This window comes from Pseudomonas sp. F-14 TE3623 (genome assembly GCF_053629015.1).
Genome location: NZ_JBRJHM010000001.1, coordinates 4,529,389 through 4,544,004 on the forward strand (window position 1 = coordinate 4,529,389; position 14,616 = coordinate 4,544,004).

Here is a 14,616-nt window from a genome sequence, read left to right on the forward strand (position 1 = left end):
CGCATACACACTCTGACGGTTTGGGTTGAAATAGCTTCTCGCCAAAACTCCAATTTGACTAATCGCATACAAGGATGCGATCCATCACCAAACGCGATACCTGGATCACGGTATCAACTGGGCAATTGGCAACACCAACCACCCTGCTTCCTGGCCGAACTCAAGCGACTGCAAGGTTTGCCCCAGGCAAGGTCCATAAACACACACACCGGTATCCGGCATAAATTGCGCACCGTGGGCATAACAGACAATTCGCTCACCATCAGCGCTCAGGTACCGGTCCTTTCGGTACTGCAAGGGCACCTGGAGATGGGGACAACTGTTGAGGTACACCCGGATTCGGCCTTGGTGACGCAATGCGAATACGCTGTCACGCCCCTGCGCCAGGGGATCAAAACCCAATGCCTGGCCCTCAATCAGCCCATCAATGCGGCATAGGAAAACCGCCCCATCACGCACTCTCACTGCCCTTTTCCGGTGGAGCACCGGAAGGCGCCCACTTCTCACGCGAGGTAAACAGGAACAACTGGGAGTTGTCCGCCGACAACGGTGCCTGTCGCGCAGCCCAGGCATCATCGTGCCTGTCCATGTCTGCGTCGTACTCAATGTGACAACCCAGTGGGCTGTTGAAATACCAGAACCAGTTGGAGCCGAAGAGATGACGACCCGGTCCCCAAAAACTTGTCCAGCCGTTTTGTTCGAATCGCCTGCCTGCCAGTAATACTTCAGTGCCGCTGCCCAGATGGAAGGTGAAGTGCTCGCAGCCCTGCATGTGCGGCGGGGTTTGAATCATGAACAGACAGTGATGCTCGTCCGAACCGGCCGGCCGCATGAACGGGCCTACGCCGACAAAACGATCCGTGGTTCTGAAGCCCAAACGTTCGGCATAGAATGCCTCGGCCTTGACCGCGTCGGGCACGAAGTACACAACATGAGATAAGGTCCTGGGCATTGCGGGCATATCGGGATAGATGCCCACTTGATTGACTGGGCGCTGAGACACGCTACCCGGCGAGTTAGTGAGATCAGCCGCTGCGTGGAAGTCTCGCCGTACACTGACTTGAAAAGCGATGGCAAAGCCCGAGTCATCAACGCTGTGCAGAGCACCATCGGCATCCCACGTTACGTCACGGTCACGCGACAGCTCTTGGCCGATGGCGTCGAGGTCAGCAGCACTGGCTACACCATAGATCGTTTCGCGTATCGACGGCGCCGGACCAATGGCCGGTGGCAGCGTCGGATCATCAGCGCGGCGAATAATAATCGAAGTACCGTCCAGCGCCTCGAAACGCCCGCCGTCGTCATCAGCTGCGACAGGGATGAGACCGTAATCACACAAAAAGGCGCGACACGCCAGGACGTCATCGACACCAAAAGTCAGGGCGTCAAGGCCAATAATGTTCATGCCATACCGCTCCATTAAAATTGTTATTTGGACCCGCCCAGACTCACGATCTTTGGGCTCGCGAGTCCGGTGGGCAGTTCAGGCGGTGTAACGACCGACTGGGTGCAGAGGTTGCCGCTGAGCAAGGACGGTGACTAATCGCATGTCAGGATGCGATGTATTGGCAAACGCGATACCTGATTCCTGCTGGCATATCGCTCGATGCGATACCTCCCATCCCCACTCACGATTGGCTAAATGCCGGGGCACTGCTTAACGTTCCGGCATCCACCCTTCTGCCTATAAAAATCAAAGGAAGCGCATCATGTTTCGTTATTTCCCCACCAACTACGTCTGGAATCTGTCGGTCGACCTGGCCATCGAAATGGGCGCCAGAATGGGTGAAATCGAAGAAATGTGCGCCCCGCTGCAAGACGCTGCCAGACAACCGGATGCCAGCGGCACCCAGGCGTTTCGCGAAACCTGGGTCAAGATGGCAGACAAGCTCTGCGCCCTGGCCGACGAGGACGAAATTGCGGGCAGGATGTTGTCCGCAGGGGAGAAATACAATCGCGCCGCCACCTACTACCTGACCTGCGAGCGCCTGCAAGCCCACGGTACTCCCGGACGCGTGGCACTTTACCAACGCTTCCTGCAGATTTTTGCTCGCGGCGTCGAGCTGTCCCGGGAAAACTGCCAGCGGGTAGAAGTACCTTATGCCGGTAAGGTCATCAGTGGTTTGTACGTACGCGCCGAAGGTGTCGATGGCCCGGCGCCGCTGTTGGTCCAGGTCAATGGACTGGACTCCACCAAGGAGATGAAATACCGGGTCGGCCTGCCAATGTGGCTGGCCAGGCGCGGCGTGTCATCGCTGATCATCGACCAGCCTGGCAGCGGCGAAGCCTTGCGCCTGCATGAACTGACCGCGCGCTTTGACAGTGAACACTGGGCCAGCGTGGTAGTGGACTGGCTAGAGACCCGCAGCGACGTGGACCCCAAGCGCATCGGCTTGGAAGGTGTATCCCTCGGCGGCTACTACTGCCCCCGCGCGGTCGCATTCGAGCCGCGCTTTGCCTGCGGTGTGGTCTGGGGCGCCAATCACGATTGGCGGGATGTGCAAAAACATCGCCTGGAAAAAGAAGGCAGCTTCCCGGTCCCGCATTACTGGTCCCATGTATGCTGGGTCTGGGGCGCCAAGGACATCAACGATTTCATGCACATCGCCGAACAGGTTCATTTGGACGGCATCCTCGAACGCATCAAAGTCCCGTTCCTCGTGACCCATGGTGAAAAGGACTCACAGATCCCGGTGAAGTGGGCTCACAGAACTTTCGAGCAATTGATCAACAGCCCCAAAAGCGAGCTGAAGATTTTCACCGAGCGTGAAGGTGGCGTGCAGCACTCCAGCTTCGACAACAGCATCAACGCTGGGCATTACATTGCCGATTGGGTGGCGCAGACACTGGGTGGACGCACCGTTTGAATCCACCCATGGCCGGGCTCTTCTGGTGATGACTATCAAACCGGGGGCGATCCCCCCGGTCACGAGTATCAGACACAGGAGCGCAGAGACTCCCAGCCCAGAAGCGCTCGCGCCTGAGCCACATCAGCATCCAGATCGTGGTTCCATAGCCAGTCAAAGCGACTGCGCAGTGTCGCAGAAAGGGCCTGCTCATCATTGCCCACGGAAGGATCGCGCAGTTCATACAACTCTCCGGCTTCCCAGGAGGTGCGTTGCACACGGCATGCGCGAGGACGGCGCAAGGCATCGTAGGCGGCCAACAAGGCAGAGAGGTTTTCGCTGCTCACTTGCGGATCGCCGAGCATTCGGGCCAGGAAGTAAGCATCTTCCAGACCTTGCCCGGCACCGGCCCCTTGGTGCGGCAACGTGGCGTGGGCGGCATCACCAATCAGGGCGACGTGACCATGCACATACCCCGGCAGCTCAGGCAGATCATGCAAGGCCCAGTGGGTGGGAGCAGGAATGCATTCGAGCAGGACCCGAGCCGCATCGCCCCAACCGGCGAACGCATCAAGCATCTCGCGCTGACTGGCTTCGCGCACCCAGGCAGCACCCTGCGGCCACAGCGGGTCCGGTCGGCTGCGATCGGAGATGAAGGCGACCACGTTGATGATGCGGCCGTGCTTCACGGGGAAGGTCAGGATGTGACCGTCAAGCCCCAGGTACATCTGCGGAACATCCACCAGGTGCTCATCAATGCCCTGGCTGCGGTAGGCGTCTCGCAGGTAGCGGCTATCAATCATCCCGCGATAAGCGCAGGAGCCGGTAAAACGCGGTACAACGGGACGGTCCCCCAGCCCTTCCAGCACATGGTTGCGGATAGCTGACTTGATACCATCAGCGGCGATCAACAGGTCGCAGTGGTAATCGGTGCCATCAGAGAAAATCACACGGGCTTCATTGCCCTTCTGCTCGATCTGGGCAGCGCGCTTGTTGAACCGAGCGACGCCCTTGGGGAGTCTGCTGGCCAGGGCATCGAGAAAATCAGCACGGTGAACCGATGACTGACCGACCCCCGGCGCCACGCTGGCGCCCAGATACCCGCCATCGCTGGCTCGGCGCCACTCGAACCACACGTCCTGCCACGGCTCTGGCGTGCGATCGGCGATCTCCAGATAAGGTTCGCCAATGCCGAGTCCGGCGATGGCACGCACGGCGTTGGCTCCGAAGGACACTCCCGCGCCCACTTCACCGAAAGCCGCTGCCGCTTCGAACAGCTGGACGTCAAGGTGGGATTGACGGCACAGGTCCAAGGCCAAGGCAACCCCCGAGATGCCGCCGCCAACAATACCTATACGCAAGGCAGGTTTGTTGTTCATGTTTGTACCCTTGATGTTGTTGGAGTGGGACCGATCATGGCGAACGCAGTAATATTGATAAATGCACTGATCCATATACAGAATATTACGAATGCGAATGTCGCTTTATTCCATTGGCGATTTCCCACTCCACAACCGCGTGAGGGCTTATGGAACTACGTGATCTCGATTTGAATTTGCTGCTAGTCTTTCACCAACTGCTGGTGGACCGGCGCGTGTCCACAGCTGCGGAAAACCTCGGTTTGACCCAACCAGCCGTCAGCAATGCCCTCAAACGCCTGCGTACGGCGCTGCAGAACGACCTCTTCGTGCGGACCTATCAAGGCATGGAGCCAACGCCCTATGCCGCGCAATTGGCCGAGCCTGTCGCCCTCGCCATCCAGACGCTGCGCGACGCACTGCTACGTGAGGACAGCTTCGACCCGCAAATCAGCAAACGCACCTTCACCATCGCGATGACCGACATCGGCGAAATTTACTTCATGCCCAGGTTGATGGATGCGCTTGTCCGCCTGGCGCCAAAATGCATAGTCAGCACTGTGCGCAACAGTTCCGTAAGCCTGGTAGAAGCTCTGCGCAACGGCACCGTCGACCTGGCCGTGGGCTTGCTGCCCAACTTGCAAGCGGGCTTTTACCAGCGTCGACTGTTCCACCACCGCTACGTCTGCCTGTGCCGCAAGGACCACCCGGTCACCCGCGAACCACTCACCTTGGAACGCTTCAGTTCGTACGGCCATGTTCGGGTCATCTCCGCCAATACCGGCCACGGTGAAGTGGACAGCCATATGGCCCGCATCGGCATCCAGCGCGATATCCGGTTGGAAGTGCCTCACTTCGTTGCCGTCGGCCACATCCTTCAGTGCACCGATCTATTGGCCACCGTCCCGGAACGATTTGCCGCATGCTGCGTGGAGCCCTTCGGCCTCACCGCCCTGCCCCATCCGCTCGAGTTGCCGGAAATTGCCATCAATCTATTCTGGCACGCCAAATACCACAAGGAACCGGCTAATCGCTGGTTGCGGCAGTTGATGTTTGAGTTGTTTTCCGATTGATGGCCGGTTCTGCGGGCAGCGGAGCGAATGAAAGACCCTTCACTCGCCCCACTCCTAAAACGACTTAATCTTTTTATAAAGTGTCGTACGCGAAATACCTAAAGCGCTCGCAGTTGCAGAGATATTGCCCTTATGAGCACGCAAGACTTGATCGATAGTACGCTGCTCCGCTGCAAGTAACGGAGAAGCCTCTTCTGGAACAGCCGTGGGCAAGCCGATAAGATGCTCAGGCAATATCGATCCATCATCTCCTGATAGCGCCGCGGCAAGTCGTATCACTTGCTCCAGCTCTCGAACATTTCCTCGCCACTCACATGCTTTTAGCTGCTCAAGGCATTGTTCATCAATCTCTTTAACCGCATATCGCGACAATAACGTCTGGATTATAAAGTCGATATCCTGGCGCTCTCGCAATGCAGGCAACGCTACTTGAAAGCCGGCCAAGCGATAGTACAAATCCTCTCTGAACCTGCGCTCTGAGATCATAAGTTCCAAGTCGCAATGAGTAGCACTAACTACGCGTACATTTAAAGGCTTGGGTAACGAGCTACCGAGGCGTGTGATCTGACGCTCCTGCAGAACTCTAAGCAGGCGGGTTTGAAGAGAAGTCGGCATGTCACCTATTTCATCAAGCAGCAGCGTTCCGCCATCAGCCTCTTCCAACCGCCCCGCCGCACCGCCTTTTTTTGCGCCAGTAAACGTGCCATCGGTGTAGCCAAACAACTCCGCCTCAATCAAGCTTTCTGGAATGGCCGAGCAGTTAATTGCAACAAAAGGTGCATCAGGTGTGCACGCATCATGCAAGGCACGAGCAAATACTTCCTTGCCAGTACCCGTTTCCCCTCGAAGCAGCACAGGTATCCCAGCTTTGAAGGCCTTTCGTGCAGCCTCAAACTGCAGATTCAGGGAGGCATCCCGACCAAGGGGAGATTGTGCTATAGCTCCCTTGACACTCCTGATGGATCTTGAAGGCGCCTGGATGATGGTATGGGCATAGACGCTCGATCCATCGTTCAGACGTATCAAACTGGGTACCTGTCGAGAGGCCGATGCAATCGGATCGACCTCAAAGAGATGTCTCCAATCGGTGACATCACTCATCATATTCTTCTGTAGGTTCAGCAACTTGCAGGCTGTCGAATTCGCAGCGACCACTCGGCCAAATTGATCTATCGCAAGCAGTCCTTGGAACGGTGTCCCTATTAAACGCGGATCATGTTGCAGTGAGATAACCTGACAATCTTTCAACCCCCCATACAAACGATTTTCCGCGCCCATCGCAGCAATGCATAGTTGCTCCATAACCGCCGTTGCATTGCGCTCACCTAGCCCGGTTATGTCGAGAGCGCCGATAAGATTCCCGTTTACACCGTGAATGGGGACTGAGACACAAAAAAAATTGCCGAACTCGGTCAGGTAATGGTGGCCGCCCCGAAGAACGATCGGCTTTCCGTCCAGCAAAGTGCAGCCAGGGGCAGTAGTACCGATATCGGCCTCATCAATGCATCGCCCAATATGCAGACTGTCAAGTCGACCAGGTTCTTTTGCGTGCTGGGCATCAACGATGACACCCTGCGTATTGACGCAAAACAGTGTCCAGGACTGACCACCAAATACCTGCCAGAGCCGTTCTAACTCCGGACGAACACTTTCCTGAAGCTGCAAGTCCGATTCGTCCAGTACGACCTCTCTTGCCTCACCACCAGACAATCGTCCAGCCCAGGGGCTCAGGCCAGCATCGCGCGAACGCTCCCATGAGCGGGCGATCGGCGCAGGGAGCAAGCCTGTCGGCAGCGACTCTCCATTCCATAGGCGTCGGCGAGCAATGTCTAAGGCATGAAGATCTATCGGGAGCAAGGCATCCATCGGCGGCACCTTTTATTATCAGCGTGGTTAGGCCATGAAGGTGCCCAGTTTAATCTGGAGCAAAGGTCTCGTGTCAATTGGTGTCTCGGTCAGAAAAGCAACAGGGCTCGCAGGTTCACCCCGAGATCTTCCTTGAAGCCGCCTTCGACATACGTATCGCGAGTGAGCTGTGTGCTGAGCTGCACAGAACTGCCCACCATTTGTTGAAACTCGAAACGAACCTGCTGAACCTCAGTCTTCTGACCGGTGTAGTCCCCCTCCAGGAACTGTTTGCCTCCAGCGCTCGCTGAATAGCCAAACGCAATGCGTTGCTGAGGATTGAAGTCATAGCGCAGATTCGCCTGCAGTTGGTAAGTCGGGTCCTGCTCCAGGGTTTGATTACCCGTGCCAGCATCATCGTTATCCCCATAGAAGACTGCGTCAGCATAAAGCTCCAAGGCTGATTTCCCCCAAAGCGGTTCGACCCAGCCAAGCTGAAGATCAAACTTGTAGCGATTTTCGCCTAAATTCAGCGCCTCATCTTTGTCGTAGCGGCCCAAGGGGAGATAAACCAATGGAGTGACACCGAAGTAGCGACCGCTGCCGCCTGCTGTCGGTTGATTAATCAACCAGAATGTCGCGCCCAAAATAGGATCAGCCATTCCACTGGCGCTGCCCAATGAGTGGCCACCGATTTTCGCGTCATAAACATTGCCGAAGGGGAGCAGTATTTGAGGATCAACAGTAATACCGCCAATCTCATCAAAGTGAATGAGACGAAGAATACTGATGTTCGATTTCAAACTCGTGGACTTAGAACTTGTCGGACCATCGTCAAGGTTGAAACTTGTTGCCCGACCGTATTGTTGGTACCAAGCCGCGACATTCGTACCAGAAGGTAATGCGGTATAGTCCCCCGCATTAACATCGACAGCTAAGGCATGTTTGGATAGCAGCAGTCCTAACACTAATGCGGTAGGCCGCATCGAGAGAGCATGCATGGAAGGAATCCCAGTTATTGTTTTAAGAGGATCGAAGGAAGGGGCCGCAACCCCTCCCTACAGGTCACGCTCCGATTTTCAAGACCGGCTTGAGTGTGATCCCTTTTTCACTGTCTGCTGCTGCCTGATTGATGTCTTCAAAAGCATAGAACTTCACCAGCTTGTCGAAGGGGAATCGGCCCTGCATGAAGAGCTCAACCAGCTGCGGAATGAACCGTTGCGGGACGCTGTCACCTTCAACAATTCCTCGAATAGACTTGCCTCCCAGTAACAGATCGTTGACATCGAATTCGGCGGTAGTGCCAAGGGACGGAGCCCCCACGACACCGAGGCAACCCAGCCCTCCGAGCGAGTCAACCGCATTTCGCAGGACCTCCGGCCGACCGGTACACTCCAAAGCAAAATTTACCCCGCCCTTAGTTGCCTCACGTATCGCGGCAACCACATCGACCTCTCGACTGTTCACTGTATGTGTTGCACCCAGTTCACGTGCCAGTTCAAGACGAGACGGAACAACGTCCACGGCAATGATGGTCGATGCACCCGCCACCTTTGCAGCTAGGACGGCGGAAAGACCAACCGCCCCGGCGCCAAATGCTGCGAAGCTGCTACCGGCCGTAACTTTCAGCGAATTAATAACCGCCCCGGCACCGGTCTGAATGCCACAACCCAAGGGCCCCAGAAACTCAAGCGGAGCCTCTTTGGAGACCTTGACAGTGTTGTTCTCGCGACTCAGCGCAAACGTTGCGAAGGATGACTGAGCAAAGAAGTGGTCATGCAATGGAGCCCCGGAGCTATCCTCGATGGCGCAATGGCCATGCGGGTCAGCACCGCTGAAATTGCGCCCAAAAAAGTCCTGACAGTAGGAAGCATGGCCACTGCCACATGGCAGGCAATGACCACAGTAACCATAAGTCAGCACAACATGATCGCCGACTTCCAACCCTCTCACCTGGGGTCCGACGGCTTCAACAACACCTGCGCCTTCATGGCCCAGGACTGCCGGTAGCGGAACAGGGTAGTATTGGTCGCGAACGATCATGTCGGTGTGGCACATTCCGGTGGCCACAATGCGCACTAACACCTCATCTTCCCGAGGCGCTCGGATACGAGCTGACTCGATAACGAAAGGGGCGCCTTTGGCGCGGGTCACCGCAGCTTTTATTTCACGGAAGGCGTTGCTCATTTTTGTTGTTCTCCTGGTTTATTAGAGCGGATAAGCAGGTGCGTCAGCCTTTAGGGTCAGCCACTGCCACTGTGTGAACTCTTCCCAATTGGCGGCGCCTCCGATGCTGGTCCCGTTGCCGGAAGCGCCAACACCTCCGAACGGATTAACCACCTCGTCGTTTACCGTTTGGTCATTGATATGCAAAAGTCCGGTTCGCAATTGCTCCCCCAGCTGAAGCGCGCGCCCGACGTCTTTGGAAATGATCCCAGCCGACAGTCCATAGTCAGTGTCATTGGCAAGACTGACAGCTTCTTCATCGGTGTCGAATGGAACAACCACCGCGACCGGGCCAAATATTTCTTCGTGGAAGGCGGGATTGTGCTGCTGCACACCGGTGAGCACTGTTGGCTGGAAGAAAAGACCTTCGAAACTGCCGCCCGTTTCCAATTTAGCCCCTGCTTTTACCGCTTCTTGGACGATCCGATGAGCGTGGTCTCGCTGTTGCGCATTGATTAACGGCCCCAGCGCAACTTCGCCGTTCGCCGGGTTCCCAACTGTAAGACTGCGAGCCTTATCGACCAACCGCGTCACAAAGCGCTCATAGATACCGCGCTGGACGAGCAGACGTCCGGTGGACATACATATCTGCCCTTGGTGGAGATAGACACCCCAAGTGGCGTTACGCAATGCAATATCCAGATCAGCATCGTCCAGGACGATCAACGAGTTCTTGCCGCCTAATTCCAACGACACCTTCTTCAAGTGTCGGCCGGCAGCTTCACCGACTTTACGACCTGCTCCCGTCGAGCCGGTGAATTGAATCATTGCAACGTTAGGATCACTGACCAGAGCCGCCCCGGCCTCCGCGCCACCAGGGAGGACATGCAATACACCCTCAGGCAAGCCCGCCAACTCGAAAATCCGAGCAATGGCAAACCCACCGCAAACCGTCGTGCGTGGATCAGGTTTCAATACAACACTGTTTCCCAGCGCCAGCGCCGGTGCCACGGCCCGAATCGCCAGGTACAGCGGGAAATTGAATGGCGAAATGACGCCAATTACGCCAAGAGGTCGTCTACGGGCGATGCTGAGCCGCCCGGCAGTCGATGGCAGCAACTCGCCTTGGCTGCGAGAAGGAAGCCCTGAGCTTTCATGGAGTGCCTTGATGCACAGACTGGCCTCAAAAGCCGCCTTAGCCTGTACAGAACCGCTTTCACGAACAATCCAGCCAACAATTTCCTCGAAATGGCTTTCGGCAATTTGCGCCGCTTTCCGGAGTACTAATGCGCGCTCGTCATAGGGCAGTCCAAACCACTTGGCCTGGGCCAGGCGAGCGGCCTGGCTTGAAGCCGCAACAATGCTGGCATCCGCCATCCCGATGCGACCGAGGGCACTACCGGTAGCAGGCTCAATAACATTAAGCGGCGAGAGCGGACTGGGTACCCAGGCTCCGTTGAAAAGGCGCTCATGCCATATATCGGCGGGCAAAAGCGAAAAGTTTCCGCTCATTAAAGACATCCTCTTATGGTGATTATTGGATTAGCGCACCAACGCTACAAGCAAGGGATATGCCAAATATCTATCACCCTGTTTCGCCGTCAACTTGGCAGCAGCCAGCGCTCATGCTGAAGTTCTATGTAAAGAAATAATAGACGGCGAATCTCGTCAAAATTAACGCGCACACTGTTCACATTCTGGACAGTCCATGTTCAGCAAGTGAACACAAACTTCCCTTTAAATCGAAATCAAGCCCGTACACAAGGGTTGGCACAGAATTCGCTGCACCAGCATCGCCATGCGTTAATTGAACTGAACACTGTGCACACCCTTAACTAAAAAAATAAGAAGACACTATGATAAAGCCCAATCTATCCACTCTTGGATTCATCAGCGCTATAGCCTTGTCCCACTCCCTCGTTACCTTTGCCAATAATGGCGTGATGCTCCCGGCCTATGGCGCTAAAGCTGCTGGAATGGGGGGGGGCGCCATTGCTCTTCCCCAAGATGCTGTAGTCACTGCCAATAACCCAGCCGGAATCGCTTTGCTTGATGATCAGGTCGATATAGACGCCACCCTAATAAATGCTCCCATGGACATGCAAATTGGGTCATCCGAGCACAAGGATACGGCTTTGGTAGCCATTCCTGGCGGTGGTTTTACGAACCGAATAAATCAAGATTTTTCGTGGGGAGTGTCCATATTCAGCCAAGGTCTGGATCTTGATTATGATGCGCCCGCTTTAGGTTCGAGCGACATGCGCAATAAACTAACTCAGGTTGTGCTAGCCCCGACCCTGACTTGGCAGTTTAAGGAAAACCATTACATGGGCCTGTCACCAAGAATCGCGTATCAACGATTGGATCTGGCAGGACTGGAAGGGTTTGGAGTGACCTACGAAGGGGCAGACAGCGCCTACGGAGCGGGTTTTTCCATTGGCTATCTCGGCAAATTGACGGACAAAATCAATATTGGCGCCTCCTATTCAAGTCCCATCTGGTTTCAAGAGTTGGATCGCTATAAAAAACTTTTACCGGGGGGGGATCTAAACCTACCGCAGCAGGCAGGACTTGGACTCTCATACCAAGCGACAGATGCTCTTTCACTCGCGATGGACATCCTGTGGATCAATTGGTCGGGTGAAAATGCCTACGGCAACTCTATGAATGAAGGGGGCGCCTTGGGCGATAGCAATGGGCCCGGTTTTGGATGGAAAGATCAGTACGTTTATCGATTGGGTGCCAACTACAAAATCCATCCGAAATGGACTGTGCGCACAGGGATATCGCTGGCCTCAGAACTCATCGGGAGCGAAGACGTCTTGTTCAATACACTTGCCCCGCTTAACCAGTACGACCATTACTCTCTTGGGGCAACCTATCAACTCAATACACAATGGGAAATCACCGGCAGCTACATGCATGCATTAAGCAATGACACCTCAGGCACCCAAGGTAGTTCGGGGGTAAAGATTGGCGGCAGTATCGACTACTTCAACGTAGGCGCCTCATATAAATACTGAGCATAGGCAGATTAAAAATGATTTCAAATAAAACATTTGACCCCGAAGTTCTCGCGCTGTTTGCGCATATGCAATCTGCTGGCTTTCCTGACATGGCTCAGCTAAGCCTAACCGACGCCCGACAAGCTTACCTCCAGCTAAGTGCCATGTTGGGCGGAAGCCCCGTCGACATTCATAAATTTACCGATCACGTTATTCAAGGAAACGAATCCTCCGTAAAAATTCGTCTGTATTACCCACTTGAAAACTTAAAGGGCAAGCAACCCGTTGTCATTTATTTACACGGTGGCGGATGGGTGATGGGAGACATCAACAGCCATGATAAAGTTTGTCGCCGTCTCGCCAAGGCAACGGGCTACGTGGTGGCATCGGTAGACTATCGACTGGCGCCGGAAAATGCAGCGCCCGCCGGCATCAGTGATGTACTTTTGGCAGCACAATGGATCCATAAACAGGCTAATGAAATTGAAGTAGACGCCCATCGAATTGCCATAGCCGGCGACAGTGCTGGAGGCAACCTTGCTGCCCTATGCAGTACCCTACTACGTAATTCCGATATTGAAATTCGCGCCCAAGTACTATTTTATCCTTGCACAGATCTCCGTGAACAGGCATGGGATTACCCCTCAAGAAGAATCAATGAAGATGTACCTCCACTAACACGCGCTCTTTGTAAAAAGCTTATGGATGTGTATCTATTAACCGCGCAAGCGAGGCAAACTCTCGATCTCTCGCCCCTTGCTTACCCTGACCTCACTGGACTTCCTCCCACCCTGATTTTCACGGCAGAACACGACGTCCTGAGAGATGACGGTGCACGTTATGCCGAGGCGTTGCTGGCTGCCGGGAATACCGTCGAGCACATCGAGTTACCAGGAATGGTGCATGGCTTCATCGAATTGATAGGGGCCCTTCCTGGTACCGCTAAAACCATGGAAAAGGCCGCCAGCTTTATCCAGGAAAAAATGTAGCTTTCACTTTCTCATAAGCTAATTTGTTGCGCCCTTCTTAGGGCGCGACACTGTAACTTAGCAGGGGTTCAATTCTGACATAAGTTGACCGAGCCCTAGTCTTCTCCGATTTTTTCTGGCGATTCAGTACTCTGCAAAGGCTGCGACCTTCCAAAAGTCGATATCTCGGACGTTGCGCAGTCCAAAGCATATCGCAAAGCTGACATCGCCCTCACCCTTCGAGGACACTGGGCAAAACCAGTGTCTAAACGCGCTAGCAAACCTGAGCCTTCCCCCCCCCTTCCAATGTCATGGTACTGGATCGATGCATACTTCCACGCTGTGTCTGATAAATCAAAAAAGATCCAATATAAGTGTGCAGTCAATCTATGGCCATTGAGTATTGAAGGATACTTAGGGGTTGAGTTTTTTCAGCGCATTTCGCAACTCGGCATCGCTGCCACCCAAAGCATTTGTTGCAATCGCGGCGTTACGTTACAGGATCGATGCTGCATGCTGGATATGTTCTTGCAACAGACGGTCTGACGGGCCCGATAGTGTTAGTGCCCCCTTCAGTTCATAGCCCATCGAAAACACGGGTATGGACACAGCGGTAGTTTCTGGATCCCGCTCACCAAAAGAGCTGGCCCAAAAGCGCTCACGGACCTCCGTCAAAGCAGGATCCCCCTGACCGCAGCATCTTTGGGCGAAGGTCATCTCGGTCTCGCAGCGAACGTAGCTGACGAATCGCAGGTTCAGCAAGCTGTCGCTAAAATCATCGAGCAATTTGGCCGCATCGACATCCTCGTCAACAACGCTGGCATCACTCAGCCCCTCAAGACCCTGGACATTCGCCCTTCAGATTACGACAAGGTGCTGGACGTCAGCCTGCGCGGGACATTGCTCATGTCACAGGCAGTCATCCCCACCATGCGAAAACAATCGTCCGGCAGCATCGTGTGCATGTCGTCTGTTTCTGCTCAGCGCGGCGGCGGCATTTTCGGCGGCCCGCATTACAGCGCTGCCAAAGCAGGCGTGCTGGGTCTAGCCAAAGCGATGGCACGGGAACTGGGCCCAGACAAGGTACGCGTTAACTCTATCGCTCCCGGTTTGATCCACACCGACATTACCGGCGGTCTGATGCAGGACGAACGCCGCCACGCGATCATCGACGGCATCCCGTTGGGTCGTCTTGGGGAAGCACAGGATGTGGCGAATGCAGCCTTATTCCTGGCCAGCGACCTGTCCTCTTATCTGACCGGCATTACGCTGGATGTGAACGGCGGCATGCTAATTCACTGATTACACCTGGCGGGCCTGACGGCCCGTACGGTTCTGGATCGACGACGCAGCCG

General features: G+C 55.1%; 12 protein-coding genes and 1 pseudogene. 5 read left to right on the forward strand and 8 right to left on the reverse strand.

What is annotated here, in order from left to right; genetic code table 11:
• Window positions 1-105 precede the first annotated feature (105 nt).
• Both AB7M29_RS20900 and AB7M29_RS20905 read right to left on the reverse strand, forming a co-directional pair.
• Window positions 106-459, reverse strand: a complete 354-nt coding sequence (locus tag AB7M29_RS20900; RefSeq protein ID WP_454248744.1) for a Rieske (2Fe-2S) protein — start codon at window positions 457-459, stop codon at window positions 106-108.
• Window positions 452-1,405, reverse strand: a complete 954-nt coding sequence (locus tag AB7M29_RS20905; protein ID WP_454247787.1) for a VOC family protein — start codon at window positions 1,403-1,405, stop codon at window positions 452-454. The genes AB7M29_RS20900 and AB7M29_RS20905 overlap by 8 nt, the downstream gene beginning before the upstream one ends.
• A gap of 304 nt (window positions 1,406-1,709) precedes the next feature.
• Here AB7M29_RS20905 and AB7M29_RS20910 point away from each other — a divergent pair, with 304 nt between their 5' ends.
• Complete coding sequence (locus tag AB7M29_RS20910; protein WP_454247788.1) at window positions 1,710-2,867, forward strand: alpha/beta hydrolase family protein; 1,158 nt, start codon at window positions 1,710-1,712, stop codon at window positions 2,865-2,867.
• 68 nt (window positions 2,868-2,935) lie between these two features.
• Here the strand turns inward: AB7M29_RS20910 and salA are convergent, their stop codons facing one another.
• Complete coding sequence (gene salA, locus AB7M29_RS20915) at window positions 2,936-4,225, reverse strand: salicylate 1-monooxygenase (protein ID WP_454247789.1); 1,290 nt, start codon at window positions 4,223-4,225, stop codon at window positions 2,936-2,938.
• Between the two features lie 149 nt (window positions 4,226-4,374).
• Between salA and AB7M29_RS20920 the strand changes: the two genes are divergently transcribed.
• On the forward strand, window positions 4,375-5,277 hold the full coding sequence (locus AB7M29_RS20920; RefSeq protein ID WP_454247790.1) for a LysR family transcriptional regulator: 903 nt from the start codon (window positions 4,375-4,377) through the stop codon (window positions 5,275-5,277).
• A gap of 54 nt (window positions 5,278-5,331) precedes the next feature.
• On the opposite strand, the gene AB7M29_RS20925 is transcribed toward AB7M29_RS20920, so the two are convergent.
• The 4 genes from AB7M29_RS20925 to AB7M29_RS20940 all read right to left on the reverse strand — a co-directional run bounded on the left by AB7M29_RS20925 (window position 5,332) and on the right by AB7M29_RS20940 (window position 10,800).
• Window positions 5,332-7,143 (reverse strand): sigma-54-dependent Fis family transcriptional regulator, encoded by a 1,812-nt coding sequence (locus AB7M29_RS20925; RefSeq protein WP_454247791.1) that lies wholly within the window; start codon window positions 7,141-7,143, stop codon window positions 5,332-5,334.
• Window positions 7,144-7,232: 89 nt separating this feature from the next.
• Window positions 7,233-8,123 carry a transporter gene (locus tag AB7M29_RS20930; protein ID WP_454247792.1) on the reverse strand — a complete coding sequence of 297 codons (891 nt, stop codon included), beginning with the start codon at window positions 8,121-8,123 and terminating at the stop codon, window positions 7,233-7,235.
• Window positions 8,124-8,187: 64 nt separating this feature from the next.
• Window positions 8,188-9,309, reverse strand: coding sequence for an NAD(P)-dependent alcohol dehydrogenase (locus tag AB7M29_RS20935; protein ID WP_454247793.1), 1,122 nt, complete (start codon window positions 9,307-9,309; stop codon window positions 8,188-8,190).
• 21 nt (window positions 9,310-9,330) lie between these two features.
• The gene (locus AB7M29_RS20940; RefSeq protein WP_454247794.1) at window positions 9,331-10,800 is read right to left on the reverse strand and encodes a benzaldehyde dehydrogenase; all 1,470 of its coding nucleotides are present in this window, start codon (window positions 10,798-10,800) and stop codon (window positions 9,331-9,333) included.
• A 344-nt stretch (window positions 10,801-11,144) separates the two neighbouring features.
• Here AB7M29_RS20940 and AB7M29_RS20945 point away from each other — a divergent pair, with 344 nt between their 5' ends.
• Entirely contained in the window at window positions 11,145-12,311 is a 1,167-nt protein-coding gene (locus AB7M29_RS20945) for an OmpP1/FadL family transporter (protein ID WP_454247795.1), read from the forward strand.
• Between the two features lie 17 nt (window positions 12,312-12,328).
• On the forward strand, window positions 12,329-13,282 hold the full coding sequence (locus AB7M29_RS20950; protein WP_454247796.1) for an alpha/beta hydrolase: 954 nt from the start codon (window positions 12,329-12,331) through the stop codon (window positions 13,280-13,282).
• A 474-nt stretch (window positions 13,283-13,756) separates the two neighbouring features.
• Here AB7M29_RS20950 and AB7M29_RS20955 read toward each other — a convergent pair whose 3' ends face one another.
• Window positions 13,757-13,978 carry an IclR family transcriptional regulator domain-containing protein gene (locus AB7M29_RS20955; RefSeq protein WP_454247797.1) on the reverse strand — a complete coding sequence of 74 codons (222 nt, stop codon included), beginning with the start codon at window positions 13,976-13,978 and terminating at the stop codon, window positions 13,757-13,759.
• On the opposite strand from AB7M29_RS20955, the pseudogene AB7M29_RS20960 reads away from it, so the two are divergent.
• A pseudogene (locus tag AB7M29_RS20960) lies at window positions 13,955-14,563 on the forward strand (SDR family NAD(P)-dependent oxidoreductase); the annotation flags it as partial. The gene AB7M29_RS20955 and the pseudogene AB7M29_RS20960 overlap by 24 nt on opposite strands.
• Window positions 14,564-14,616 lie beyond the last annotated feature (53 nt).

Excerpts from the sequence above, each read along its gene's own strand:
- AB7M29_RS20920 (WP_454247790.1), top strand. The coding sequence starts at position 4,375 with ATGGAACTACGTGATCTCGATTTGAATTTGCTGCTAGTCTTTCACCAA.
- salA (WP_454247789.1), bottom strand. The coding sequence starts at position 4,225 with ATGAACAACAAACCTGCCTTGCGTATAGGTATTGTTGGCGGCGGCATC.
- AB7M29_RS20940 (WP_454247794.1), bottom strand. The coding sequence starts at position 10,800 with ATGAGCGGAAACTTTTCGCTTTTGCCCGCCGATATATGGCATGAGCGC.
- AB7M29_RS20910 (WP_454247788.1), top strand. The coding sequence starts at position 1,710 with ATGTTTCGTTATTTCCCCACCAACTACGTCTGGAATCTGTCGGTCGAC.
- AB7M29_RS20955 (WP_454247797.1), bottom strand. The coding sequence starts at position 13,978 with ATGACCTTCGCCCAAAGATGCTGCGGTCAGGGGGATCCTGCTTTGACG.
- AB7M29_RS20935 (WP_454247793.1), bottom strand. The coding sequence starts at position 9,309 with ATGAGCAACGCCTTCCGTGAAATAAAAGCTGCGGTGACCCGCGCCAAA.
- AB7M29_RS20925 (WP_454247791.1), bottom strand. The coding sequence starts at position 7,143 with ATGGATGCCTTGCTCCCGATAGATCTTCATGCCTTAGACATTGCTCGC.
- AB7M29_RS20905 (WP_454247787.1), bottom strand. The coding sequence starts at position 1,405 with ATGAACATTATTGGCCTTGACGCCCTGACTTTTGGTGTCGATGACGTC.
- AB7M29_RS20950 (WP_454247796.1), top strand. The coding sequence starts at position 12,329 with ATGATTTCAAATAAAACATTTGACCCCGAAGTTCTCGCGCTGTTTGCG.
- AB7M29_RS20945 (WP_454247795.1), top strand. The coding sequence starts at position 11,145 with ATGATAAAGCCCAATCTATCCACTCTTGGATTCATCAGCGCTATAGCC.
- AB7M29_RS20930 (WP_454247792.1), bottom strand. The coding sequence starts at position 8,123 with ATGCATGCTCTCTCGATGCGGCCTACCGCATTAGTGTTAGGACTGCTG.